Source organism: Bacteroides intestinalis, assembly GCF_003464595.1.
Lineage (GTDB): Bacteria > Bacteroidota > Bacteroidia > Bacteroidales > Bacteroidaceae > Bacteroides > Bacteroides intestinalis_A.
Genome location: NZ_QRZF01000005.1, coordinates 412,079 through 435,802, shown reverse-complemented (window position 1 = coordinate 435,802; position 23,724 = coordinate 412,079). Strand labels below are relative to the sequence as shown.

At 41.0% G+C, this 23,724-nt stretch carries 18 protein-coding genes; 11 read left to right on the top strand and 7 right to left on the bottom strand.

Annotated elements, in window-relative coordinates:
• Positions 1 to 266: 266 nt before the first annotated feature.
• Together DWW10_RS10085 and DWW10_RS10080 are read right to left on the bottom strand one after the other, a co-directional pair.
• The gene (locus tag DWW10_RS10085) at positions 267 to 1,298 is read right to left on the bottom strand and encodes a DUF3137 domain-containing protein (RefSeq protein WP_118420749.1); all 1,032 of its coding nucleotides are present in this window, start codon (positions 1,296 to 1,298) and stop codon (positions 267 to 269) included.
• Between the two features lie 7 nt (positions 1,299 to 1,305).
• On the bottom strand, positions 1,306 to 1,878 hold the full coding sequence (locus DWW10_RS10080) for a LemA family protein (RefSeq protein ID WP_118420750.1): 573 nt from the start codon (positions 1,876 to 1,878) through the stop codon (positions 1,306 to 1,308).
• Between the two features lie 589 nt (positions 1,879 to 2,467).
• Between DWW10_RS10080 and DWW10_RS10075 the strand changes: the two genes are divergently transcribed.
• Positions 2,468 to 3,013, top strand: a complete 546-nt coding sequence (locus tag DWW10_RS10075; RefSeq protein WP_118420751.1) for a metalloprotease family protein — start codon at positions 2,468 to 2,470, stop codon at positions 3,011 to 3,013.
• A 2-nt stretch (positions 3,014 to 3,015) separates the two neighbouring features.
• Here the strand turns inward: DWW10_RS10075 and DWW10_RS10070 are convergent, their stop codons facing one another.
• Positions 3,016 to 5,238 (bottom strand): sensor histidine kinase, encoded by a 2,223-nt coding sequence (locus tag DWW10_RS10070; protein WP_118420752.1) that lies wholly within the window; start codon positions 5,236 to 5,238, stop codon positions 3,016 to 3,018.
• Between the two features lie 148 nt (positions 5,239 to 5,386).
• Here DWW10_RS10070 and DWW10_RS10065 point away from each other — a divergent pair, with 148 nt between their 5' ends.
• Positions 5,387 to 5,875, top strand: a complete 489-nt coding sequence (locus DWW10_RS10065) for a DUF3836 domain-containing protein (protein ID WP_259326110.1) — start codon at positions 5,387 to 5,389, stop codon at positions 5,873 to 5,875.
• A gap of 13 nt (positions 5,876 to 5,888) precedes the next feature.
• Here the strand turns inward: DWW10_RS10065 and DWW10_RS10060 are convergent, their stop codons facing one another.
• Both DWW10_RS10060 and DWW10_RS10055 read right to left on the bottom strand, forming a co-directional pair.
• Positions 5,889 to 8,138: a sensor histidine kinase gene (locus DWW10_RS10060; RefSeq protein ID WP_118420753.1), complete on the bottom strand. Its 2,250-nt coding sequence runs from the start codon at positions 8,136 to 8,138 to the stop codon at positions 5,889 to 5,891.
• Between the two features lie 27 nt (positions 8,139 to 8,165).
• Positions 8,166 to 9,044 (bottom strand): DMT family transporter, encoded by an 879-nt coding sequence (locus DWW10_RS10055; protein WP_118420754.1) that lies wholly within the window; start codon positions 9,042 to 9,044, stop codon positions 8,166 to 8,168.
• A gap of 655 nt (positions 9,045 to 9,699) precedes the next feature.
• Here DWW10_RS10055 and leuS point away from each other — a divergent pair.
• From leuS to porZ, 4 genes are all read left to right on the top strand, one after another.
• The gene (leuS, locus tag DWW10_RS10045; protein WP_118420755.1) at positions 9,700 to 12,585 is read left to right on the top strand and encodes a leucine--tRNA ligase; all 2,886 of its coding nucleotides are present in this window, start codon (positions 9,700 to 9,702) and stop codon (positions 12,583 to 12,585) included.
• 115 nt (positions 12,586 to 12,700) lie between these two features.
• Positions 12,701 to 13,603 carry a YitT family protein gene (locus DWW10_RS10040; RefSeq protein ID WP_007211402.1) on the top strand — a complete coding sequence of 301 codons (903 nt, stop codon included), beginning with the start codon at positions 12,701 to 12,703 and terminating at the stop codon, positions 13,601 to 13,603.
• A gap of 14 nt (positions 13,604 to 13,617) precedes the next feature.
• Positions 13,618 to 14,202 (top strand): non-canonical purine NTP diphosphatase, encoded by a 585-nt coding sequence (locus DWW10_RS10035; RefSeq protein ID WP_007661159.1) that lies wholly within the window; start codon positions 13,618 to 13,620, stop codon positions 14,200 to 14,202.
• A 65-nt stretch (positions 14,203 to 14,267) separates the two neighbouring features.
• Positions 14,268 to 16,301: a type IX secretion system anionic LPS delivery protein PorZ gene (gene porZ, locus DWW10_RS10030; RefSeq protein WP_118420756.1), complete on the top strand. Its 2,034-nt coding sequence runs from the start codon at positions 14,268 to 14,270 to the stop codon at positions 16,299 to 16,301.
• A gap of 32 nt (positions 16,302 to 16,333) precedes the next feature.
• On the opposite strand, the gene nadA is transcribed toward porZ, so the two are convergent.
• Positions 16,334 to 17,371, bottom strand: a complete 1,038-nt coding sequence (gene nadA, locus DWW10_RS10025; protein WP_225979462.1) for a quinolinate synthase NadA — start codon at positions 17,369 to 17,371, stop codon at positions 16,334 to 16,336.
• A gap of 516 nt (positions 17,372 to 17,887) precedes the next feature.
• On the opposite strand from nadA, the gene DWW10_RS10020 reads away from it, so the two are divergent.
• The gene (locus DWW10_RS10020; RefSeq protein WP_007211408.1) at positions 17,888 to 18,415 is read left to right on the top strand and encodes an RNA methyltransferase; all 528 of its coding nucleotides are present in this window, start codon (positions 17,888 to 17,890) and stop codon (positions 18,413 to 18,415) included.
• 189 nt (positions 18,416 to 18,604) lie between these two features.
• Positions 18,605 to 19,432, top strand: a complete 828-nt coding sequence (locus tag DWW10_RS10015) for an alpha/beta hydrolase (RefSeq protein ID WP_022393192.1) — start codon at positions 18,605 to 18,607, stop codon at positions 19,430 to 19,432.
• 12 nt (positions 19,433 to 19,444) lie between these two features.
• Here the strand turns inward: DWW10_RS10015 and DWW10_RS10010 are convergent, their stop codons facing one another.
• Positions 19,445 to 20,044: a DUF4294 domain-containing protein gene (locus DWW10_RS10010; protein ID WP_007211410.1), complete on the bottom strand. Its 600-nt coding sequence runs from the start codon at positions 20,042 to 20,044 to the stop codon at positions 19,445 to 19,447.
• Between the two features lie 108 nt (positions 20,045 to 20,152).
• Between DWW10_RS10010 and DWW10_RS10005 the strand changes: the two genes are divergently transcribed.
• The 3 genes from DWW10_RS10005 (at position 20,153) to DWW10_RS09995 (ending at position 23,712) form a co-directional block, all read left to right on the top strand.
• A complete protein-coding gene (locus DWW10_RS10005; protein ID WP_022393191.1) occupies positions 20,153 to 22,159 on the top strand; it encodes a helix-hairpin-helix domain-containing protein in 2,007 nt (668 codons plus the stop codon).
• 92 nt (positions 22,160 to 22,251) lie between these two features.
• Positions 22,252 to 23,025, top strand: coding sequence for a radical SAM protein (locus DWW10_RS10000; protein WP_022393190.1), 774 nt, complete (start codon positions 22,252 to 22,254; stop codon positions 23,023 to 23,025).
• 177 nt (positions 23,026 to 23,202) lie between these two features.
• Complete coding sequence (locus DWW10_RS09995) at positions 23,203 to 23,712, top strand: flavin reductase family protein (protein ID WP_022393189.1); 510 nt, start codon at positions 23,203 to 23,205, stop codon at positions 23,710 to 23,712.
• Positions 23,713 to 23,724: the final 12 nt, after the last annotated feature.

Genomic DNA, 23,724 nt, shown 5'->3' with positions numbered 1-23,724 from the left:
CAGATGAACGAGAACGGCATGAACTACATGGCTTACAACTGGAATGAGAAAGATAACTCCTGGAATCTGGTAACAGAGCACAATGCAACAAATTGGAACAGCGCTTTGCTGGCAAACAGATAATTACTCTAACAAGAATTCTCTCTTACAGTTTCCAATGAAAAACGCGGTTGCCGAAAGATAATCTTTCAGACAGCCGCGTTTGCAATTATCACTTAAAGTCAGTCTTCGTGTTTAGAATATTCAGAGGGTAATTAATTATGTAATTAGTTTAGCCTTAGTTCATCTGTCACCTGACAGGCAAGGTTTATGTCATTGTATATCTCTTCAAGCAGATGTTCATTGTCCAGTGCCTGTTTGCGAAGACAGAGGAAACCGTCAGGCATCACTCCCGCATAGTAAAAAGTATCTTTGCTGAAAGAGAGCATCATATCGTGCCCGAATGTTTCGCGCAGACGGGTAATCTGACGCATGATTGCCGGTGTAAGTATCATACGGGCGGTTATTTCGTCATCGGCATAAACCACGAAATACTTCTCGAAATCCGGGTCTTCCAGATGAACGAAACGGGCATTATAGCGTTTCTTCAAGCCCTGGATATTCTTTGCCAGATAGCCGACCTTTTGTTCCAGATGGTCGGGCAGGATAATCGTGCTACCTTTAAAACTACGTTCCAGACGACACCAGCCAAACATGCCGCGGAAGTTATGCGCACTGCTTTCATACCTGGAGGCAAACAGCGGACGGAGCACATAGCGGTAAAGCATCACGATATAGCCCGCTACAGAGTTGAGCTCCAACTTATTCATCAGCCCATAGGAAACCCCTATATCGGCTATATAAAGGGTACGATCCCCTCGCGGCACTTCCAGATAAGCATAGGTGGTAGCCGCCAATGCCGGATCGGAAAAAGAAGAATTAAAGAGCTTGCTACCGGATAATATACGCTGGTCCAGTTGCGAAGAGAAGGAGAAAAGAACCGATGGAAACATAGCAGACATAATGCTGCGCATGATATCATTTTCCTGCCCTTGGAATTTCATAAGAGAGCGGCTGAATGCAAAGTTCAGCACAATAAATCCCATAAAAACCGGGAAAATGTATTGCGTAACCACACTGTAGTTCTCTAAACCGATGTATCCAACAAGATAGCCCCCAAACAGGACGAACATCATCCAGCAAAAGACAAAGAGATAGACTATGATGCTCAGAATACGAACGATCTTTTGCCAGAAATATACATGGGAAAGTTCAGTACGAAGCCTTTCGGAAAGGCTTCTGAAGTCAATTGATTCCATATTACATCTACTTTAAAAGTGCACTGACATCCACATTGCGCTGTTCCTGTTCGGGAATATCAATCAGTTCTTCCTGATGATGATTCTGCCGGCCGGCCACGATGGAAGAGGGAAACATCTCAATGGAGTTATTATAGTCGGTGACCGCAGCATTATAGGTGCGGCGTATGGCTTGCAGTTGCAATTCCATATCTTCAATGCTCCTTTGCAGTCGGGTGAACTGTTCGCTTGCCTTCAGTTCCGGGTAATCTTCTACGGATAATTGAAGTTTGGAGATTAAAGAAGAAAGCTCATTACCGGTTTTTATCTGTTCACTCTCTTGTGAAGGCTGAAAAGTTCGTGAACGAAGTTCTGCGATACGGGTTAGCGTCTCATTTTCATGTCCCATATAGGACTTTACGGCAGCTACCAAATTCGGTATCATATCGTTCCGCTGCTTCAATGCCACGCAAATGCCGCTACGGCATTGCTTTACCCGATTCCGCTTTGCAATCAGATTATTGGCAGTCCAGATATACCAAAGTACCAATAAGATGATAAGGGCTATTCCGATATAAAGAAGTATTCCCTGCTTTTCCATAATTTTACTTTCTGATATAGATTAATAATAGTTGTATCGTATCTACTTACGAGAACGGAACAAAAATAAGAAGATAGACATAAAACAGGAAAGAAACAGGGGGGACAAATAAAGAGTCTCATTTTTATTATAAATCTGTGTTTTTCAAGTGATTATTATCATTAAGCAGAGAAGATACAAGGGGATATTTTCAATTATAAGGGGAAAGTAAATAGAATAACAGGCAAAAAAAGGATAAATGTTTTAATTCTAATTCAGTCGTATAGTGAATGCCATTCAGTCGTATACTGAACCCTATTCAGTATACGACTGAATGTTGCCCGGTATATCATATCGTTAACCTAAAGATAACATTGCGATAACATTCCTTCTTTCCCTACCACCTTACCTTTGCAACATCGAAATAACCCCAATGTATCACTTAAATAATAAACAAGTCATGAAGAAATTTCAGAAAATAGGAATCGAATTTGCAAAAGGTATTGCAATCGTTTTGGCAGCTTACGTATTAATGGCCACAGTCAATCCTGCGTACACTGGACTCAAACACGCCATTGCAAATATATTCTTCAATTAATAAAAAGAACGAATGATGAAAGCGGATATCTCAATTGTACAAAGCAAGAAAGGAACCGAAATCATGGTTTCGGGAAATAAGATCAACAAGTATGGAATACTGGCTGCAATCCTTTTTACAGTACCCATACTGCTCTTATTCCGGTGGATACATGGAGAAGATATGGCTCATGTATCATTGCTGATATTCTGGTCGTGTGCCCTGGCAGGCTTTGGAGTAAATCTATTGCTTCATGCGCTATTCTTCGGAATCTTTTCGCCCAAAGGTTTCCGGTCCATCTCTTTCGTAAAGCATAAGGGAGGCATACGTTTCTGCCACTGCAACGAACCCATCAGAATGTGGCAATATCGCACAACCTGCTTCTTACCTATTCTGTTGTTAGGCATCCTTCCGCTTTTGTATGGCATGGCAACAGGAAATTATTATTTCACATTATTCGGAACATTCTTACTTATCGGTAGCATAGACGACCTCTGCATCCTCTGGAAACTGCGTTCATTCGGCAAAGATGCATTTATCAACGACTGTTCACAGGAGTTGCGATTCCATATATGGTAAAGTCAGGATCGTACCGGAAAATAAAGAGTAAACTCACTGAAACGGCCTTCTTCACTCTCCACCTCTACCCTGCCCTCATGTGCCAGCATCACTTGCTGCACATAGTTCAAACCTAAGCCAAAGCCTGTGGCCCCCCCTTTACTGCTGCGTGCTGCCGCCGCAGAGCGTTCAAAGCGATTGAAGATACGCGACTGGTCTTTCAAGGAGATACCCAACCCGTTATCGCATACCTTAATTTTGCAAACTCCCCTTTCCGACTCACAGATAATGTCTATTTTCACCTCTTCACGAGAATACTTGATCGCATTGTCCAATAAGTTTCCCAGCACTTCACGCAGGCAGAAAGCATCCGCATAGACCGTCTCACAACGATGATAAACCGTATTGAATTCCACCCTCTTACCGGCTTTCAGAGAAATCTTCGCAACCAGATCATCAATCAACGGACGCAGGGAAACATCTTCCTTATGCAACTCCAAATGCCCTTCATCCAATTGTGTAAGCATTAATACCCTGTTCGATAAAGCCAGCAGATGCTCGCTCTCTTCCGTCATCACCAGGCGGTATTTCTCTTCTTTTTCAGGTTTACCCGCCAGTTTTCCCCCTGCCAGCACATGTGCCGCCATCAATATGGAGTTCAACGGAGACTTCATATCATGAATCATGGCGTAAGTAAAGTCTTTCTGGAACTGCTCCAGACGATGTTGCATCCGAAGCACCTTCACCTGGCCGAAGATACAATCGAGCATTACCAGGAATGTAATCCACAGGGGAAGCAAAAGATACCAGATAGAAGTCGCCACATGACGATAAGGGTTCTTCACAACTCCCTGCACGCAAAGCGTACTATCTTCTTTCAAAGGAATAAACTGAGAAGTATAATCACCATACTTCCTGGAAGCGTATCCAACCTCTGTAACCGTACTATCCGAAGAATGGAGAAACTGACGAATACCACTACGTGACTTTATGCCCAACCGGCTTAAGCGTTCCGCAAAAGCTGAATCCAGATATAGAGAAGATAAGGGCATTTCTATGCTACTTTCATTGATCTCACGTTGCATAATCAAGGCTGCACGAAGACGATAATTCTGATCAATCGTATTATAGGTATGTACCACAAACAGACGGTTTATGCTATACTCAGCCTCCTTTCCTTGTAAAAATTTCTGTTGTTCCTTGGCAAAAGGAGCTTCCTCTGGCAATTTCTGTTCTACGGACTTTTTTCCTCCTTTAGTCTGTGAAAGGAACAACGGATAACGTTCCACCACCTCATCATAGAAAGCCGCTTCAAAGCAATCATTCACCTGATAAGCAGTCTCACGGGCAGCTGTGCGGTACAAATAAGCAAACCAGGCTACCATCAACAAACAACTTGCCAACAGGCTGACTATAAAGAATACCTTAAACGAATGTTGCTTACGGGCCTGACGTTTCCACTCCTCTTCTTTAGCCATGGAAAGTGTTTGCTCCGTCATATCCAGAATCTGCCTGCTCGATGTTTCTATGGCCTCCCACTGTTGTTCGGGAATCTGCCTGCGCACCTTACCTATCGGCAACCTCATTTTCTCCGCCAAAGCATAGAAAGCAGAGCGCTGTTCCTCAATCCCCCGGCGCTGGCTGATGATATACTTCATCTGCTGTGCCCAACTGTAAATAAGGAAAGCAGTCAATAACAGAGTAGGAAGGAACAAGAAAAACACATCCTTCACAAGTGGAAGGAAAGGAGAAATAATGGTAGCTTCTATCGCTTTACCCTTACTTTCATTCAGCCATGCCTGCTCCGAGATAACCGTTTTGAAACGCCTGTAAGCCGAATATTTACTGTGATCTTCTACCGAATCAATCCATACGGTCCTATCGATATTCTTCCATTTCAGCTTCTTTTCCAAGACCTTCTCCATCTCATCCAGCGGTATCTCCACATGATAAACATCTTCCAGGAAAGAGGCTACTTGCTGATATCCCAAAAATACCATTTCATCGTAAGGCATCTTTTCATCCCTGCGGATGTACGAATAGAATGGTACGGTATAATCAGGAAAAGGCAGGTTATTCACCCGGTTATCTACCGTTTCTATAAAAGCTTGCCGGAAACATTCGTTCAGTGTACGCTTCGCCTCATTTTTATAGCTGTCATAAGCATATATCATGCCTCCCAATTGTATTACCACAACGAGAAACAATCCTATAATAGAGAGGATATAGAGTGAGCGAAGCTTCATCTTGCTATTGTTTTGGGGACAAATATAACGTTTTTCTACGTTAACCTAATGATAACATTGAGATAACATTCATTCCGCTGCCACCAGCTTACCTTTGCAATGTCGAAAGGACAAAGAAAACAGAATGTATAATTAAAAAAATAACACCATTATGAAAACTTTAGTATTATCAGTAGTATTTGCAGTAACTTCAATCGTAAACGCAGTAAATAACAACAGTCTGGAAGGTTTTGCCTACAACACCCGCATGGACGGAGATCGTGTAGAAACCAAAAACGTATACAAAGTGAAAGAGGATAAATATCTTCAGAATCATCTGCAATATAACTATGCGTATGATGCCGAAGGACGTGTATCCAGCAAAGAGGTATCGAAATGGAGTAAAGGCAACCAACGCTTCGAGAAACAGTATTGCCTGAACTTCTCATACGACGGTGGAGAAGTAAACGTGGAATACGCAGCATGGAACAGCAAGGACAATGCCTACACCGATGTAAAGACCAAAGCCGTTTACCAAATCAACGGAATGGGCGTAAATTACCAAAGCTACGAATGGAACAAAAAAGAAAGTAGCTGGAATCTAATGGTAGAACACTCCACACAACCGGAAGAAATCATTCTGTTTGCAGAGAAATAAGTGACGGATTACTTCAGTTCAGAGGGAAGCGCATGGTGAATTCACTGTAGCTTCCCTCTACGCTTTCTACACTAATCATACCATCATGCGCTTTCATCACCTGAAGCACATAACTCAGTCCTAAGCCAAAGCCCGAAATACCTGATTTACGATTATTGGCGGACAGTCTCTCAAACTTATTAAATATCTTCCATTGCTCTTTCAACGGAATTCCGATACCGTTATCACGCACTTTGATTAATGTAGAACCGGCCACCTCTTCACAGGAAAGAATAATTTCCACTTCATCCTTTGAATATTTAATCGCATTATCAATCAGATTGCCAAATATTTCACGCAAACAGAAGATATCCGCATACACTGAGCATGTCTCTTCACACCTTATTATGAAGTGAACTTCCTTAGTTGCTTTCAGCAGATACTTTTCCGTGATATCTTTCAACAAAGGAGCCAAAGGGATAACTTCTTTATGAAGTTCCAATTCACCCCGTTCTATCTGGGTCAGCATCAATACCCGGCCGGAGAGTGCCAGCAAATGTTCACACTCATCAATTATTACCTGCTTGTACTTTTCCATCTTTTCCGGTTTATCTGTCAGCTTACCGCTCACCAGAATATGAGCTCCCATCATTATAGAACTCAGAGGAGATTTCATGTCGTGTATCATGGAGTAAGTAAAGTCTTTCTGAAATTGCTTCAACTTACGTTGCACATACCAAATGCGTATCTGGAAATAAACACAAGCACACATAAACAAAAAAGTAATGCCAAGCGGCAAAAGCATATACCAAATAGAAGCAATTATAGATTTCTGAGGTGAGCGCACGATACCACGTACACACTCGGTACTGTCTTTATTCAATGGTATAAGCTTTGTCGTCATATCCATGATACCCACATGGGGATTTACTACAGAGCCTATCACTTCTTGCGAAGGATATTTCATCTGATGGATATCAATTTCATCTGATACGCCAGCTTTGCGAAGTTCTCCACCAAAAACACTATCGGCAAATTGCAAAGAAAAAGTTATTGGTGTCCGAGCATTATTATTAATGCTGTCTTGCATGATATAGGCAGCATGCAACTGATAGCTCTCGTCAAATTTTGAATCCACATGATACACAACAACATTATTTCGCCAGATATGATATCCCTTATCAAGATAAAGTTTTCGAAAATTCTTAACTACCCTATCAACATAAGGAGTGATACCTGTAACCTTAACCGCTTCTCCCACACCTTTATTAGCAGTAAGAAACGAAATATACCGGTTATAATAGGTTTCTTCATAAAACATTTTTTCAAAATGCTCTTGAGCGCGAAGTTCCATTTGCCGGTAACTGATATGATATACATAAACCGCCCATACTGATAATAATAAAAGCAAGCCGGCAATACTAGTGACAGAAAAAGCTTTTAATGGAATCTTTCTGCGAGTAGGTTCAAGCAATGCTTCCGCCTTTGCATTCGAGAGCGTTTTTTCCGTCATACCCAGTAAAACAGTACTCTTTTTCTCTATCACTTCCCAGGTCTCATGCGGCATTTCCGATACAATTTCAGAAACCGGTATGCGCATTTGTTCAGCCAATGTATAAAAGTCCTGTTGCTGTTTCCGCAAATTATGTTGCTGCCCGATAAGAGATTTCATTTGCAGGACCAGTGCATAGACAACTACACCCAGCAGTAAAAAAGTAACGACAAATAGAAGCAATACATTCTGCATCACATCCCCAAAAGGAAAAACTACAATGGCTCGTACAGCTTCTCCCTTTTCTTTGTATATAAAAGCCTTCTCAGAAGTTATGGCAGTGCTGTTTGCGTGTATATCAGAATGAGTACTTTCCAATATTTCTCCCGTATCTGTATTAAACCGTTCCACCGTTACATTTCCTTTAATATAAGCATGTTCCAGTTTACCCTGCAATACGCTGTCCAGTTTAGCTAAAGGAAACTTTTTCTGTTTATATACTTTTCGTAAAGTTTGTGCCGTTTGTTGGGCACCAACCTGACTAAATTCATTCTGATTCAAACCTAACCGATGTGGGAAATAAATAACACTCACAACTGTTCCGTCAGGATAAGGTAAATTATTCACCATATCGTCCACTGTCTCAGTAAACGCCATCCAGAAGTATTTGTTAAGCGACTGTTCCGCTACTTTCATCTGGGCTTTATAGGCATAAATCATTCCACCCAATTGTATCAGAACAATGAATAAAAGACCGATGATTGATATATGGATTACTGAACGAGCTTTCATATTACTTGTTTTTTGATTATCAATACATCACCTTTTCCCAGCCATATATACTCCCCCCATAATACAAGCAGCCCCGATCAGTGCAATAACTGTCAGATGTTCATCCAACAGGATAGCCGATCCTACCAAAGTGAACAGTGGATTGAGATAAATATAGTTGGAAGCGCGTACCGTTCCCAGATTTTTCAGTACGACATTCCAAACTGCAAAACAAATCAGGGAAGCAACCACACCCAGAAACAATAAATTCAACAGAACGGAAGGCTGAATGAGCAAAGACAGGTCAGCCTTCCAAGGTTGAAACATAAAGACGGGAAGCGTAGTCAATATGCCATAGAAAAAGATCTTGCGAGTAATAAAAATAGTATTATACCTACCCGTCATCTTCTTCATTATCAGACTATAGAACGCCCATGAAAGAGCAGCAACCAAAGTAAGACAATCACCCAACGGAGATATTTTCAAAACAAAACTCCCATTATAAACCACCATTGCCACCCCTACCAATGCCATCAGTGAACCGCCTATTAAAGTGCGGGTAGCCTTTTCTTTCTTATAAATCATCAGTGAAAAAATAGTGGTGAGCAACGGAGCCGTACAAACAATAAACGCCACATTGGTAGCCAATGTAATGCCTAAAGCCATATTCTCCGTCAGGAAATAGACGGAACCGCCCGTGATGCCACCCAACAACAACCAAAGTTCATCTTTCCAGTTATTTGCAAACAGTTTGCGGGGAGATATAAACCAGATACCAATATAAGCAATCAGAAAACGAAGCAGAAAGATTTCTTTCGGAGAAAGTCCATTGGCTATTAAAACTTTGGTGGAGATAAAAGTTAATCCCCACACTCCTACGGTGAAGATCGCTATCAGATGATAGGTGTAATTTTTCTTCTCATTCATACGTTCCCGATAAATTGGAGGCAAAGATATACCATTTCTACTTTTTGTACAATAAAACAAGGGATTTAATAGACGCTGGAAACGTTTTTAATAAATAAGGGTGACGTTTTTTAAAAACTTTACCCACGTTTATTAACAACGTGATTAGAGTGCTTTTCAGCAATCTGGCAGAAAAATAAACAAAAAGGGATGTAATCTTCTCAGACTTCATCCCTTGAAATATCCTAAAAACACTTTTGTGTAAAATCCTATTGAATTAACTTAGCCATTTTTTGTATTACATTACTTGAATTAGTTTTAATAAGCACTTCACAAATATAAGCAATAAAAATTACTTTGTCAAGTATTTATTTATATTTTTTCTACCTTTTCCGTTACTTTATCACTAAACAGGAAAAAATATATATTTTCAAATGTTCCGCTACCTGTCTGAAACGTATCCGAACCGTACTTGCTCCGTACATTCTTCGGTCAAAAGTACTTCTACACGGAGAAAGTACGGCTTTGGTACGGAGCAAGTGTATCCCTGGTATGGTACAGACAAATACTTTTTTGTTGTACTAAGCTATGAATCTGAAAATAAACCCGTAAATTTGCACCGTTTAATAAAGTATATAACTAAGTATCAACCATAAAATAACGAAAGAAAACCATTATGGAGTACAATTTCAGGGAGATTGAAAAGAAGTGGCAGAAAAGGTGGGTGGAAGAGAAAACCTACCAAGTGAAGGAAGATGAGACGAAGCAGAAGTACTATGTACTAAACATGTTCCCCTACCCCTCCGGTGCGGGCCTACACGTAGGACACCCGCTGGGATACATTGCTTCGGACATTTATGCTCGTTACAAACGACTGCAGGGCTTCAATGTACTAAATCCCATGGGATATGATGCTTACGGACTTCCCGCTGAACAATATGCTATACAAACGGGACAACATCCTGCAATTACTACGATCAACAATATTGACCGTTACCGTGAGCAGTTGGATAAGATAGGTTTCTGTTTTGACTGGAGCCGCGAAATCCGTACCTGCGAACCGGAATATTATCATTGGACTCAATGGGCATTCCAGAAGATGTTCAACAGCTATTATTGCAATGATGAAAAGCAAGCTCGCCCTATCGAAGAACTGATACAGGCCTTCGAACAAATAGGTACCAACGGCATGAATGTGGCTTGTGGCGAAGAACTCAGCTTCACTGCCGAAGAATGGAAAGCCAAGAGCGAGAAAGAGAAACAGGAAATCCTGATGAACTATCGCATCGCCTATCTGGGTGAAACGATGGTAAACTGGTGTGCCCAATTGGGTACGGTTCTGGCCAACGATGAAGTGATAGACGGTGTATCCGAACGCGGAGGTTTCCCCGTAGTTCAGAAGAAGATGCGTCAATGGTGTCTTCGCGTTTCTGCCTATTCACAACGCTTGTTGGACGGACTGGATACCATCGACTGGACAGATTCTCTGAAAGAAACTCAAAGAAACTGGATCGGTCGCAGCGAAGGTGCCGAAGTACAGTTCAAAGTAAAAGACAGCGATCTGGAATTTACCATCTTCACCACTCGTGCAGATACGATGTTCGGTGTTACTTTCATGGTGTTGGCACCGGAAAGCGAATTGGTAGCTCAGTTGACTACTCCTGAACAAAAGGATGAAGTTAACGCTTATCTGGAACGCACTAAGAAACGTACCGAGCGTGATCGTATTACAGACCGCAGCGTGACGGGTGTATTCTCCGGAAGTTATGCCATTAATCCTTTTACAGGTGAGGCAGTGCCCATCTGGATTAGCGACTATGTACTTGCCGGTTATGGTACAGGTGCCATCATGGCTGTACCTGCACACGATAGTCGTGACTATGCTTTCGCCAAACATTTCGGATTGGAGATCCGTCCGTTGGTAGAAGGTTGTGATGTCAGCGAAGAAAGCTTTGATGCCAAAGAAGGTATCGTTTGCAACTCTCCAATAGTTAACAAGGGAACAAGGGAACAAGGAGACAAGGCAAATTCTAATCAACTTGTCAACTCGTCAACTTGTCAACTGAATTTGAACGGACTGACCATCAAAGAAGCTATCGAAAAGACTAAGAACTACGTAAAAGAACATAATCTGGGACGCGTAAAGGTGAATTATCGTCTTCGTGACGCTATCTTCTCCCGCCAGCGCTACTGGGGCGAACCGTTCCCGGTTTACTACAAGGATGGAATGCCTTATATGATCGACGAAAGTAGTTTGCCGCTTGAATTGCCGGAAGTTGCCAAATTCCTTCCTACCGAAACCGGAGAACCACCGTTGGGACACGCTACCAAATGGGCTTGGGACACCGTAAACAAATGTGTGGTAGAGAATGAAAAGATAGATAACGTCACCGTATTCCCTCTTGAACTGAATACTATGCCGGGCTTTGCAGGTTCCAGCGCTTACTATCTGCGCTATATGGACCCGCATAACAATAAAGCATTGGTTGATAAAAAAATAGATGAATACTGGAGAAGCGTCGACCTCTATGTAGGTGGTACGGAACATGCTACGGGACACTTGATTTATTCACGTTTCTGGAATAAATTCCTGCACGATGTAGGAGTATCTATTGTGGAAGAACCATTCCAGAAGTTGGTTAATCAAGGTATGATACAGGGACGTAGTAACTTCGTTTACCGTATCAAAGATAGCAATAAGTTCGTTTCTCTGAATCTGAAGGATCAGTACGACACTACCCCACTCCATGTGGATGTAAATATCGTATCCAATGATATTCTGGATCTTGAAGCTTTCAAAGCATGGCGTCCTGAATTTGCCAACGCTGAGTTTATCCTGGAAGATGGTAAATACATCTGCGGCTGGGCTGTGGAGAAGATGAGTAAATCCATGTTCAACGTCGTTAATCCCGATATGATTGTTGAGAAATACGGTGCGGATACATTGCGTATGTACGAGATGTTCCTCGGTCCGGTAGAGCAATCCAAGCCTTGGGATACGAATGGTATCGATGGTGTATACCGCTTCATCAAGAAGTTCTGGTCACTGTTCTACGACCGTAACGGCAGTTATATAGTGACGGATGAACCTGCAACCAAAGAAGAACTGAAATCTTTGCATAAACTGATTAAGAAAGTAACGGGTGATATTGAACAGTTCTCTTACAATACTTCCGTCAGTGCTTTCATGATCTGCGTAAACGAGTTATTCAGTTTGAAATGCAGCAAGAAAGAAATATTGAATCAACTGGTTATTGTATTGGCTCCTTTCGCTCCGCACGTATGTGAAGAGTTGTGGGATACACTGGGCCATGCAGACTCAGTTTGCGATGCCAAGTGGCCTGCTTACAACGAAGAATACCTGGTGGAAGATACAATCAACTACACCATATCTTTCAATGGTAAGGCACGCTTCAATATGGAATTCCCTGCTGACGAAACATCAGAAGCCATTCAAAGCACCGTATTGGCAGATGAACGTTCGGCTAAATGGATGGAAGGCAAATCAGTAGTGAAAGTGATTGTCGTCCCGAAGAAGATCGTAAACATTGTTATTAAATAAATTAGTTACGAGCTACGGGCTATAAGCTACAAGTAGAGAGAGAAAAGGTAACTTGACTCACTCCCTTGTAGCTCGTAACTTGTAACTCGTAGTTAATATCTTGTAACTGATTAATATGCAAATCACAAAACCAACCAAAGCCGAAATGATGAGAGAGTTGCGAGACTATATCTTCATCACTGTCGGTCTTATCAGTTATGCCTTGGGATGGGCCTTGTTTCTGATTCCTTATCAGATAACGACAGGAGGAACTACGGGTATCGGTGCAATCATCTATTACGCCACGGACTTTCCTATCCAATGGTCATACTTCATCATCAATGCTGTCTTAATGACATTTGCCATTAAAATACTGGGTCCTAAATTCAGTATTAAAACCACGTTCGCCATCTTCGGGCTGACATTCTTTTTATGGTTTTTCCAAATGCTTGTGAATGGTCCCGACAATACGCCACCGCTTATACTGGGACCGGGGCAGGACTTCATGGCTTGTATGATAGGTGCCGTCATGTGCGGTGCAGGCCTAGGAATCGTATTCAATTGCAACGGAAGCACGGGAGGAACGGATATTATTGCCGCTATCATACATAAGTATAAAGACGTCACATTGGGGCGTATGGTTATGCTTTGCGATGTGATTATCATCAGCTCCTGTTACTTCGTATTCCATGACTGGAGACGCGTGATATTTGGTTTTGTAACTTTGTTTGTTATCGGTTTTGTATTAGACTATATTGTGAACAGTGCCCGACAGTCCGTGCAATTCTTCATCTTCTCCAAAGAATATGAAAAGATTGCCGACCGCATTACGAAAGAGACACACCGCGGTGTAACCGTTCTGGACGGTATAGGATGGTACAGTAAACACAATGTAAAAGTACTCGTTGTATTAGCTTATAAGCGCCAGTCAATTGATATTTTCCGTTTGGTGAAAGACATTGACCCGAACGCATTTATCTCTCAAAGTTCCGTTATCGGAGTCTATGGAGAAGGTTTTGACCGACTGAAAGTGAAATAAGAACCAATCAACATATGAAACATAAATTCGTATTTGCCACAAACAATGCACACAAATTGGAAGAAGTAACCGCTATTTTAGGTAACAGAATAGAACTTCTTAGTCTGAAAGACATTCATTGCCATACGGACATACCTGAAACTGCCGATACTTTGGAAGGAAACGCTTTACTGAAAGCACAGTACATTTATGAAAATTACCAGATGGATTGTTTTGCTGATGATACCGGTCTGGAAGTAGAAGCTTTAAACGGAGAACCGGGAGTTTACTCGGCACGCTATGCCGGAGACGGACATAATGCAGAAGCAAATATGCTGAAACTGCTGCATGCCATGGAAGGAATAGAGAACCGGAAAGCGCAATTCCGCACTGCATTTGCACTGATTATTGACGGAAAAGAGCATTTGTTTGAAGGTGTAATCAAAGGAGAAATCATCAAAACCAGAAGAGGAAACTCAGGTTTCGGATATGATCCTATATTTGTTCCCGAAGGATATACGCAGACTTTTGCAGAGATGGGCAACGAACTGAAAAACAAAATCAGCCACCGCGCCATAGCTACAAACAAACTTTGCAAATTCCTTAATAGCATACAATAAACCCGTAAATATAGAGTTATTAGTTTGTAAGTGTGTTGCTTACAAACTAATATAACTCTGATTTTATGAGATTTCAATATATATTTCTTCTCTGCTTAATCTACCTTCTGCCTGCCTATTCGCAAAATGCAATAGGAGAGTGGCAAACTTACCTTTCTTATCATAATCCTACCCGCAGTGAAGTCATTGGAAGTAAACTCTTCATCCTTGCCAATGGTGATTTATATGCTTATGATAAAGAAGATACCAGCATACGAACTTATTCAAAATCCTTTCCGCTAAGCGATACGGAAATATCTTATATTGCTTACCAGTCAGCCTATAAATCATTGGTCATTATTTATTCCAATGCGAATATAGACCTGTTGGTGAATGAGGAGGATATCTATAACCTTCCCGATTATAAAAACAAGAATATGACGCAGGATAAGACGGTCAACCACGCTTGTTTTTATAAGGAATACACCTATTTATCCACTGCGTCGGGTATTCTTTGTATCAATCTGAAAAAGCGGGAAATCAGCAATTACTATCCTCTGAATAAAAACGTTCTGGCATGTAATGTATCGGATAATCATCTTTATGCCGCTACCTCCGAAGGATTGCTTGCAGGGTTATTGACAGATAATCTACTAGATATTAAGAACTGGAAGAAAGTGTCGGATGATACCTCTGAATTCCTCTCACAATACCACGATATTCCTTTCAAAGGAGAAGTACCCGAAAATATTACTCCGAATAGTCCTGTACGGAACTATCCGTATTATATGAATTTTGCTGGAGAACGATTGCTGATTACCGGAGGAGGACATATAGCCAACAGACTTGACAGGCCCGGAACCATTATGACCTTTGAAAATAATACCTGGAACAGTTTTCAGGAAGAAGGCATCAGTGAACAAACCAAACATCGATACGATGATATAAACTGTATTGTGCAGGATCCTAAAGACGCTGCTCATCATTTTGCAGCATCGGCAGGAGAAGGGATTTACGAATTTAAAGATGGGAAGTTCATAAACTGGTATAGTATGCATAACAGTCCGTTGGAAAGTGCTGTACCTAATGAACCTTGGGCAGATAGTTATGTACGCGTGAACGGACTGATTTATGACAAAGAAAATAACCTTTGGATGGTGAGTTGCGAGACACAACATGCAGTGAGTGTATTGATGAAAAATGGTGACTGGGCAAGTCTTCATTATCCGGAAATAGTAAAGGCAAGTAATTTCGGACGGACTATCTTTGATAAAAGAGGTTGGCTATGGGCCACTTCTTCGCGTATAGAGTCGGGAGGATTGTTCTGCTTGAATTATAACGGCACTATAGCGGATACTTCGGACGACCAACACAGGTTCATTACCCGGTTTACGAATCAGGACGGAACCCTTTTAGAACAGCTCGCAATTTATTGCATTGCCGAGGATAAAGAGGGAGTTATCTGGATCGGTACTAACAAAGGTCCTTTGGTACTGAACAATCCTTCCCGCTATTTCAATGATAACTTCTATTGTACACAGATTAAAGTTCCGCGTAATGATGACAGCGGGTTGGCTGATTTCTTACTGGTGAACGAAGCGATTAATGCCATTGCAATAGATGGTGCCAACAGAAAGTGGATAGGTACAGCATCCAATGGAATTTACCTGATAAGTGCGGATGGAATGGAAACGATTCATCACTTTACGGAAGAAAACAGTCCGCTGCTTTCCAATAGCATCGTATCTATTGCCATACATCCCCGTACCGGCGAAGTCTTCATCGGAACAAGCAAGGGGCTCGTTTCTTACCAAAGTAACGCTACAGAGGCTGAAAACAGCTTTAAAGAGAGCAATGTACGTGCTTATCCTAATCCGGTACGTCCAGACTACAGCGGAGTGATTACTGTTACGGGAATGGTTTACGACAGTGATGTGAAGATTGTGGATACTGCCGGACATCTTATTTACCAAGGTACTTCCCTGGGAGGGCAATTCACCTGGGACGGAAGAAATAAACAAGGTAGGAGAGTGGCCACAGGAATATATATGGTACTTGCCGCAGACAGTGAAGGAAAAGAGGGGATTGTTACAAAAATTGCATTTATAAGAGGAGAATAAGGGTGATAAAGTGATATCACCCTACCACTTTATCAAAGCCCCAGTTTTGCCGAAATCTCCAGCATCCTCTTGATAGGCTTCACTGCTTTCTCAGCAATTTCAGGATCTACTGTTATTTCCGGAGATTCGTCTTTCAAGCAATTATAAAGCTTTTCCAGCGTATTTAATCTCATGAAGCTACATTCATTGCAGGCACAGGTGCTATCGTTAGGAGGAGCCGGAATAAACGTCGTTTGCGGACATTTCTTCTGCATCTCATGAAGGATGCCCGATTCGGTAGCAACAATATACTCTTTCTCGGGATGATTCACTGCATACTTCAGCAATGCTGCGGTTGAACCTACCACATCAGCCAACTTCAAAACTACACTCTTACATTCGGGATGTGCCAAGACCACTGCATCGGGATGCTGCGCTTTTAATTCAACAATCTTTTCAACCGAGAATTGTTCGTGTACATGGCATGCGCCGTCCCATAATAACATATTGCGCCCCGTGATAGAGTTAATATAATTCCCCAGGTTTCTGTCAGGACCAAAGATTATTTTCTCATCTTTGGGGAAACTTTCCACGATCTGCTTCGCATTGGTGGAAGTTACCACAACATCCGTCACTGCTTTCACGGCAGCTGTCGTATTCACGTAAGATATCACCGTATATCCGGGATGCTCTTTGACAAACTGACTGAACTTGTCCGCCGGACAACTGTCCGCCAACGAACAACCGGCTGCCATATCAGGAACCAGCACTTTCTTATTCGGACAAAGCACCTTGGCCGTTTCACCCATAAAGTGAACACCACACATCACAATGATATCCGCTTCCGTTTTGGCTGCCCATTGGGCCAATGCCAGACTATCGCCGACGTAATCGGCTATATCCTGTATTTCTCCCTTCTGGTAATAGTGCCCCAGAATAATCGCGTTCTTCTCCTTTTTAAGTTGCTTGATAGCTTCTATGAGATTATTCATAATTATATTTTTTATTTCTCTTTCTAATTTAAAAATCCTTTGATGGTGATGATAGGCTGTTAATAGTGTCGACAAGTAAATACGATTTTTCTTGTCTATGAAGTTATTAGTATGAGATAAAACTTTATCCGTACGTTATCAACGGGCAAATAAAAGGTATATCTCTTGATAATAAGCCATCTATAAAACTCTTTCAACACCTTGTTGATAAAGTGCAAAGTTAATAACTTTATGGTTATAAACCGGTGTAATAGGACTGAAAAATGTGTTTATATAACCTCGGAAAGTTTCTCTTAACTTTTTTGGAATGTTCATTCCGGTGGGTGCATATACGTTGTTTTGAATATTGCAAGAATTATTTTTGAATTTCTTTCCCTACTCTTTTGACAGCTTTTCAACGGTTATTAACAGGGATGTGAACGGAAAGAAGTATCTTTGCAACAGGAATAAAAAGATAACGTATAAGTACGTTGTTTGTTCTACACTTGTGTGGCTTGTCTGTAATGCTTGTGTTATATAAATGAAACACAAGCGTGGTGCAAATAAAACACTTGTGTTAAACAAGTCTTTGTAAATCAATCTATTAATAAAAGCCATTTAAAGAGTATAGTTGTTATGCGTAAACTGAAAATAACAGAACTGAATCGTATTAGTATAGAGGAGTTTAAGGAAGCTGAGAAACTGCCCCTGGTGGTGGTATTGGATAATATCCGCAGTCTTCATAACATTGGTTCTGTATTTCGTACTTCGGATGCTTTCCGGGTGGAATGTATCTACCTGTGTGGCATTACAGCTACTCCGCCCCATCCTGAGATGCATAAAACAGCTTTAGGTGCTGAATTCACTGTCGACTGGAAGTATGTTGATAACTGTGTTGAAGCTGTTGATAACCTTAAAAAGGAAGGATATACTGTTTATTCCGTAGAGCAGGCGGAAGGCAGTATCATGCTGGATGAGCTGTCTTTAGACCGTACTAAGAAGTATGCAGTAGTTATGGGCAATGAGGTGAAAGGAGTTCAGCAGGAGGTTATTGACCATTCCGATGGATGTATTGAGATACCCCAATATGGTACGAAACACTCATTGAACGTATCTGTAACTGCCGGTATCGTTATCTGGGATTTATTCAAGAAACTGAAATAACAAGGTGTTGATAAGTTGTTTGAACCCTGTTCAAACAGTGGTTATCATGTCCTTATCAATAGAGAAATGAACAATGGTTTATAGAAGTTTTCAACATAGATAAGTGTTTGAAATACATGGCTTTCTATAATGACTGTTTTTCATTACTAACAATGTTCTTAACATTATATCAACAGGAGGGTTCAAACTATGAAAAAGGTTTTATTAATTCTTTTATTCTGTATTTTCCATAGCTGGAATGGTAAAGCGCAAGCAGACTTTTATTCGTTGCAACCATTGGGCGACAGGTATATTTATGACTCTGAATATTTTGATGATTCACGCGAACTACAAGTATACCGGAGTGGGGTAGATGCTACGTTGAAAAGTGATTCATTGTTGACTATCTATGTATTTGATGCTCAATATCCGCCTACTTTCAATTTGTTTTGTTCCACCTTTGAATTGTTGTATCCGGGTGTTCCCTGTATAATTGTTGGTATTTCGAATCCTAACAGGCAGAGTGAATTAACTCCTCCTTATACGGAAGAAGAATCGGTAAAGGGGTATGATGATCCTGGAAAGGGAGATTCTTTATTGTTATCTCTGGAAAAGGAAATTATTCCTTTTATAAAGAGTAGATATAATACGGGTTCGCGGAATATACTGGTAGGACATTCGTTAGGCGGCACGTTTGTGACGTATGCTTTACTTAGCAATCCCGGTTTGTTTCAATGTATTCTGTCTGTATCTCCTAACTATATGTATAGCAAGAAGATGATGATTGATAAACTTTCAGAATTTACTAAAGAGTACAAAGGGGATAACCAACTTTATATGTATCTGGCAAGCGGGAAGAAGGATAAAATAGAAGAGTCATTTAAGCCTGCCACAGAGGAGGCAATAAAGATATTATCCACTTGTCCGAAGATTGTTTTGAACTATGATTCTTTGAATATAGAAAAACACAGTCATACGATCTTTGAAGGTTATTACAGGGGACTGTTGGAATTGAAAAATTACATAAATAAGCAGTAGGATACTTCTATTTCAAAGCTGTCCGCTTTCTACCAACAGAATAACCCGTTCGGTAAGCGCATCATCTCCAGTGGGATCATATTGTTTTTTCAGACTGGCACCGAACAGTGCGGCGAAAGTCTGATAGAAACCTGCTTTAAAAGGTCCCATGAAGGCTTTTACCAGTTCGTAACCCGTGGAATTGGTTTGGCGGTCCACTAATTTGATTAATAACTTTCCTTGAGAGAAAGAAAGCTTTTTCATGCGTGGAGTATATTGTTCTTTCAGGCTTTTTTCTACTGCTTTCATGTGTTTCTGACGGCTCTTCTCATCGGGTAAAGTCATCATATATTCGTAAGTTTCAATAACTGCACGGTTGATTTCTTTGGAGATAGGTAATACCTTCTTTACGTTATATACCAGTCGGTTATATTCATTCAACTGTTTCTTGTTCTTGAATTTGAGAGGTTTGAAGATATAAACGGTGGGTATCTTTATATACGGGATAGTGTCTCCTTCGTAAACGCACATAGGAACCAGGTATCCTTCGGTTTTCGTTTCCTGCGCCTGACATAGGGAAGTTCCGAACAGAAGGAAGACTACGATGATGAATATGTTCAGTCGTGCGTTCATGCCACAAAATTAAGTGTTTATCTTTATATTTGATCTGATTGTCGATGTTTTCCTTGCCGTGTTAACTTATTTATGGTAATTTCGCGACAATTAAACTTATTTACACGAATGAAATTACTCAAGTTGGGAGTTTTTCTGAGTATGCTGCTGATGACTCCTGTACTTGAAGCTCAAAATACAAGTGTGTCCTTGTGGGAAGAGAATATAGAGCAACTCTCTATGGATGAAGAAGAAAAGAACTGGGAAGATGAACTTGAAGAGCTTTCCAATCGCCTGCAGGAACCTGTTAATATCAATGTTACTACTAAACGTGAATTAGAGCAATTTCCTTTTCTTTCGGACATTCAGATTGAAAATATCTTGGCTTATGTGTATATACACGGGCAGATGAAAACCATTTATGAATTGCAATTGGTGGAAGAGATGGATAAGCATACCATCGACCTGCTGCTCCCTTTTGTTTGTGTACATCCTGTGCCCGAAAAGATAGGTTTTCCCCGGTTGAAAAGTCTGTTGAAATATGGTAAACAGGAGGTCTTAACCCGGCTGGATGTGCCTTTCTATACCCGTAAAGGTTATCAGAAGAATTATCTGGGACCTGCAATGTACCACTCTCTAAGATATGGGTATCGTTACGGAGACTATTTCCAAATGGGAATTACGGCTGAAAAGGATGCAGGAGAACCTTTCTTTGCCCTGCATAATGAAAAAGGATATGATTATTATTCTATCTACTTTCTGCTTCGTAATCTGGGTAAGTTGAAAACATTGGCATTGGGAAATTACAGATTAAGTTTCGGACAAGGCTTAGTAGTCAGCACTGATTTCCGTTTAGGGAAAACTTATTCTCTCTCAACGGTGGATAACCGTAGTGGTGGCATCCGGAAGCACAGTTCAACGGATGAATATAATTATTTCAGGGGTGCTGCGGCAACAGTGGAGGTTATCCCTGCACTTCAGTTATCCGGTTTTTATTCACATCGTTCTATGGATGGGGTTATAGAAGGGAATGAAATTACCTCTATTTATAAAACCGGATTGCATCGTACGGAGAAGGAAGCGGATAAAGTAAATGCTTTCATTTTACAGCTGACGGGTGGGAATATTACCTATGAAAAGAACAATCTAAAAGTAGGAATGACAGGCATTTACTACTTTTTCAACCGTAGTTATCAACCGGTGTTAAGAACCTATGCCAAGTATAATTTGCAAGGGAATTACTTTCATAATGTGGGTGTAGATTATAAATATCGCTGGAATCGATTTACTCTGACAGGTGAAGCAGCTATGGGCAAACAAGGTTATTCACTACTAAACCAATTGAAATATAATATATTAACTGGTTATCAACTGCTGATTGTTCATAGATATTATAGTCATGATTACTGGGCAATGTTTGCACGTTCGTTTGGTGAAAGTAGTACGCCGCAAAATGAAAATGGCTGGTATCTGGCTGCCGAAGCATCGCCTTTGGCACATTGGAAATTCTTCGCTTCTCTGGATTTGTTTTCTTTTCCCTGGTGGAAATACCGCATCAGTAAACCGTCGCAAGGTGTGGATGGCATGTTTCAGTCAATCTATTCTCCTAAGCGAAACTTATCTATGTATGTTAACTATCGCTATAAGCGAAAAGAGAGAGATGTAGCGGGGACGGATGGAAAAGTTATCCTTCCTACTTATCAGCATCGCCTTCGTTACCGTCTGACTTATTCACCTGATAATCTACAGTTACGAACAACGGTGGATTATAATCATTTTCATTTCCAAGGGCAGGAGGGAAGCCAGGGATATCAGTTTACACAATCCTGTTCGTATGCTTTTTCTTTTCCCATAAAGATATCTGTGCAGGGTACTTATTTCCATACGGATGATTACGATTCCCGTATTTATGCTTCCGAAAAAGGTCTGCTTTACACCTTCTATACACCTTCGTTTTATGGACAAGGATTTCGCTTTTCTGCCTGTGCCCGGTATGATGTGAACAAAGTTTTTATGTTCCTTGTTAAATTCGGGCAGACTATCTACGAAGACCGTGAGAATATTGGTTCGGGTAACGACCTGATACAAGGAAACAAAAAAGCCGACTTACAAATGCAGCTTCGTATAAAGATTTAGTTAACTTTGCCGTTATAAACGCTGAAAATACTGTATCCGGTTTTTACAGTAATTCAGTAATTTGAATCGTCAATTGTCAAATCGTAAATAAAATGACTGTAATTTATCCGTCTCCCATTTTCGGTCCTGTTCATTCCCGCCGTTTGGGAGTATCCTTAGGGATTAACTTATTGCCGGAAGATGGTAAGGTGTGTTCATTCGACTGCATTTATTGTGAATGCGGTTTCAATGCAGACCATCGTCCCAAGAAGGCATTGCCTACCCGCGAAGAGGTTCGCAATGCCCTTGAAGCCAGATTGCAGGATATGCAACAGAATGGACCTCAACCGGATGTATTGACCTTTGCCGGAAACGGTGAACCTACAGCTCATCCGCATTTCCCTGAAATCATAGAAGATACGTTGATGCTTCGTGATAAGTATTTCCCGAATGCCAAAGTCAGTGTATTGAGTAATTCCACCTTTATTCACCGCCCTGCAGTGTTTGATGCGCTGAATAAGATAGATAACAACATCTTGAAACTCGATACAGTAGACGAGGATTATATTCATACTGTGGATCGGCCTACAGGGCATTATTCCGTGGGCGAAATCGTAGAACATATGAAAGCTTTTCAAGGCAACTGCATTATTCAGACTATGTTCATGAAAGGCAATTATCAGGGGAAAGACGTGGATAATACTTCGGATAAGTACGTTCTTCCATGGCTGGAGGTTGTGAAAGAGATAAAACCCCGTCAGGTGATGATTTATACTATCGATCGTGAAACGCCTGACCATGATTTATGTAAGGCTACTCATGAGGAACTGGATCGCATTGCTGCTTTAATTAAAGAAGCAGGAATATCGGTAAGTGTCTCTTATTAATCGGTTTACAGGAGCTATATATCCAACGTATTGGGCCTATATATCCAATGTGTCCGATCTATATATCCAGCGCGCCCCATCTATATATCCAATACGTTGGGTATATAGATCCTACAAACGGGAAATAATGGAGTGAAAAGAGTTTGAATTAAGATTATAGTAAAATAATTAAGTAGTATGAAACCTATTGCAATTAAAGACCTTTCAGAGAACTTCTTTGAAGTTATCGGTAAAGAATGGATGCTGGTGACGGCAGGTAATAAAGATCATTTCAATACGATGACTGCCAGTTGGGGCGGTATAGGCTTCCTATGGAACAAACCGGTGGTCTATGTCTTTATCCGTCCGGAACGTTACACGTTTGAGTTTATTGAGAAGAGTGAATACTTCACACTCTCTTTCCTGGGAGAAGAGAACAGAGCTATCCATAAGATATGTGGAAGCAAATCGGGTAGGGAAGTAGACAAGGTAAAAGAGACGGGACTGAAACCGGTTATTACTGAAAAAGGAAATATTCTTTTTGAACAAGGACGTCTCAGTCTGGAATGCCGCAAGCTTTATACGGATGTAATGAAAGAAGATTGTTTTATAGATCCAAGTGTTTGTAAGCAATGGTATGGTGGGGCTCATGGCGGTTTGCATCATATTTATGTGGCAGAGATTACCGGAGCATGGATGAGAGAATAAATATCTTTAATA

Coding starts and splice junctions, on each gene's coding strand:
- DWW10_RS10085 (WP_118420749.1), bottom strand. CDS start 1,298: ATGGAATCAATTGACTTCAGAAGCCTTTCCGAAAGGCTTCGTACTGAA.
- DWW10_RS10080 (WP_118420750.1), bottom strand. CDS start 1,878: ATGGAAAAGCAGGGAATACTTCTTTATATCGGAATAGCCCTTATCATC.
- DWW10_RS10075 (WP_118420751.1), top strand. CDS start 2,468: ATGATGAAAGCGGATATCTCAATTGTACAAAGCAAGAAAGGAACCGAA.
- DWW10_RS10070 (WP_118420752.1), bottom strand. CDS start 5,238: ATGAAGCTTCGCTCACTCTATATCCTCTCTATTATAGGATTGTTTCTC.
- DWW10_RS10060 (WP_118420753.1), bottom strand. CDS start 8,138: ATGAAAGCTCGTTCAGTAATCCATATATCAATCATCGGTCTTTTATTC.
- DWW10_RS10055 (WP_118420754.1), bottom strand. CDS start 9,044: ATGAATGAGAAGAAAAATTACACCTATCATCTGATAGCGATCTTCACC.
- leuS (WP_118420755.1), top strand. CDS start 9,700: ATGGAGTACAATTTCAGGGAGATTGAAAAGAAGTGGCAGAAAAGGTGG.
- DWW10_RS10040 (WP_007211402.1), top strand. CDS start 12,701: ATGCAAATCACAAAACCAACCAAAGCCGAAATGATGAGAGAGTTGCGA.
- DWW10_RS10035 (WP_007661159.1), top strand. CDS start 13,618: ATGAAACATAAATTCGTATTTGCCACAAACAATGCACACAAATTGGAA.
- porZ (WP_118420756.1), top strand. CDS start 14,268: ATGAGATTTCAATATATATTTCTTCTCTGCTTAATCTACCTTCTGCCT.
- DWW10_RS10020 (WP_007211408.1), top strand. CDS start 17,888: ATGCGTAAACTGAAAATAACAGAACTGAATCGTATTAGTATAGAGGAG.
- DWW10_RS10015 (WP_022393192.1), top strand. CDS start 18,605: ATGAAAAAGGTTTTATTAATTCTTTTATTCTGTATTTTCCATAGCTGG.
- DWW10_RS10010 (WP_007211410.1), bottom strand. CDS start 20,044: ATGAACGCACGACTGAACATATTCATCATCGTAGTCTTCCTTCTGTTC.
- DWW10_RS10005 (WP_022393191.1), top strand. CDS start 20,153: ATGAAATTACTCAAGTTGGGAGTTTTTCTGAGTATGCTGCTGATGACT.
- DWW10_RS10000 (WP_022393190.1), top strand. CDS start 22,252: ATGACTGTAATTTATCCGTCTCCCATTTTCGGTCCTGTTCATTCCCGC.
- DWW10_RS09995 (WP_022393189.1), top strand. CDS start 23,203: ATGAAACCTATTGCAATTAAAGACCTTTCAGAGAACTTCTTTGAAGTT.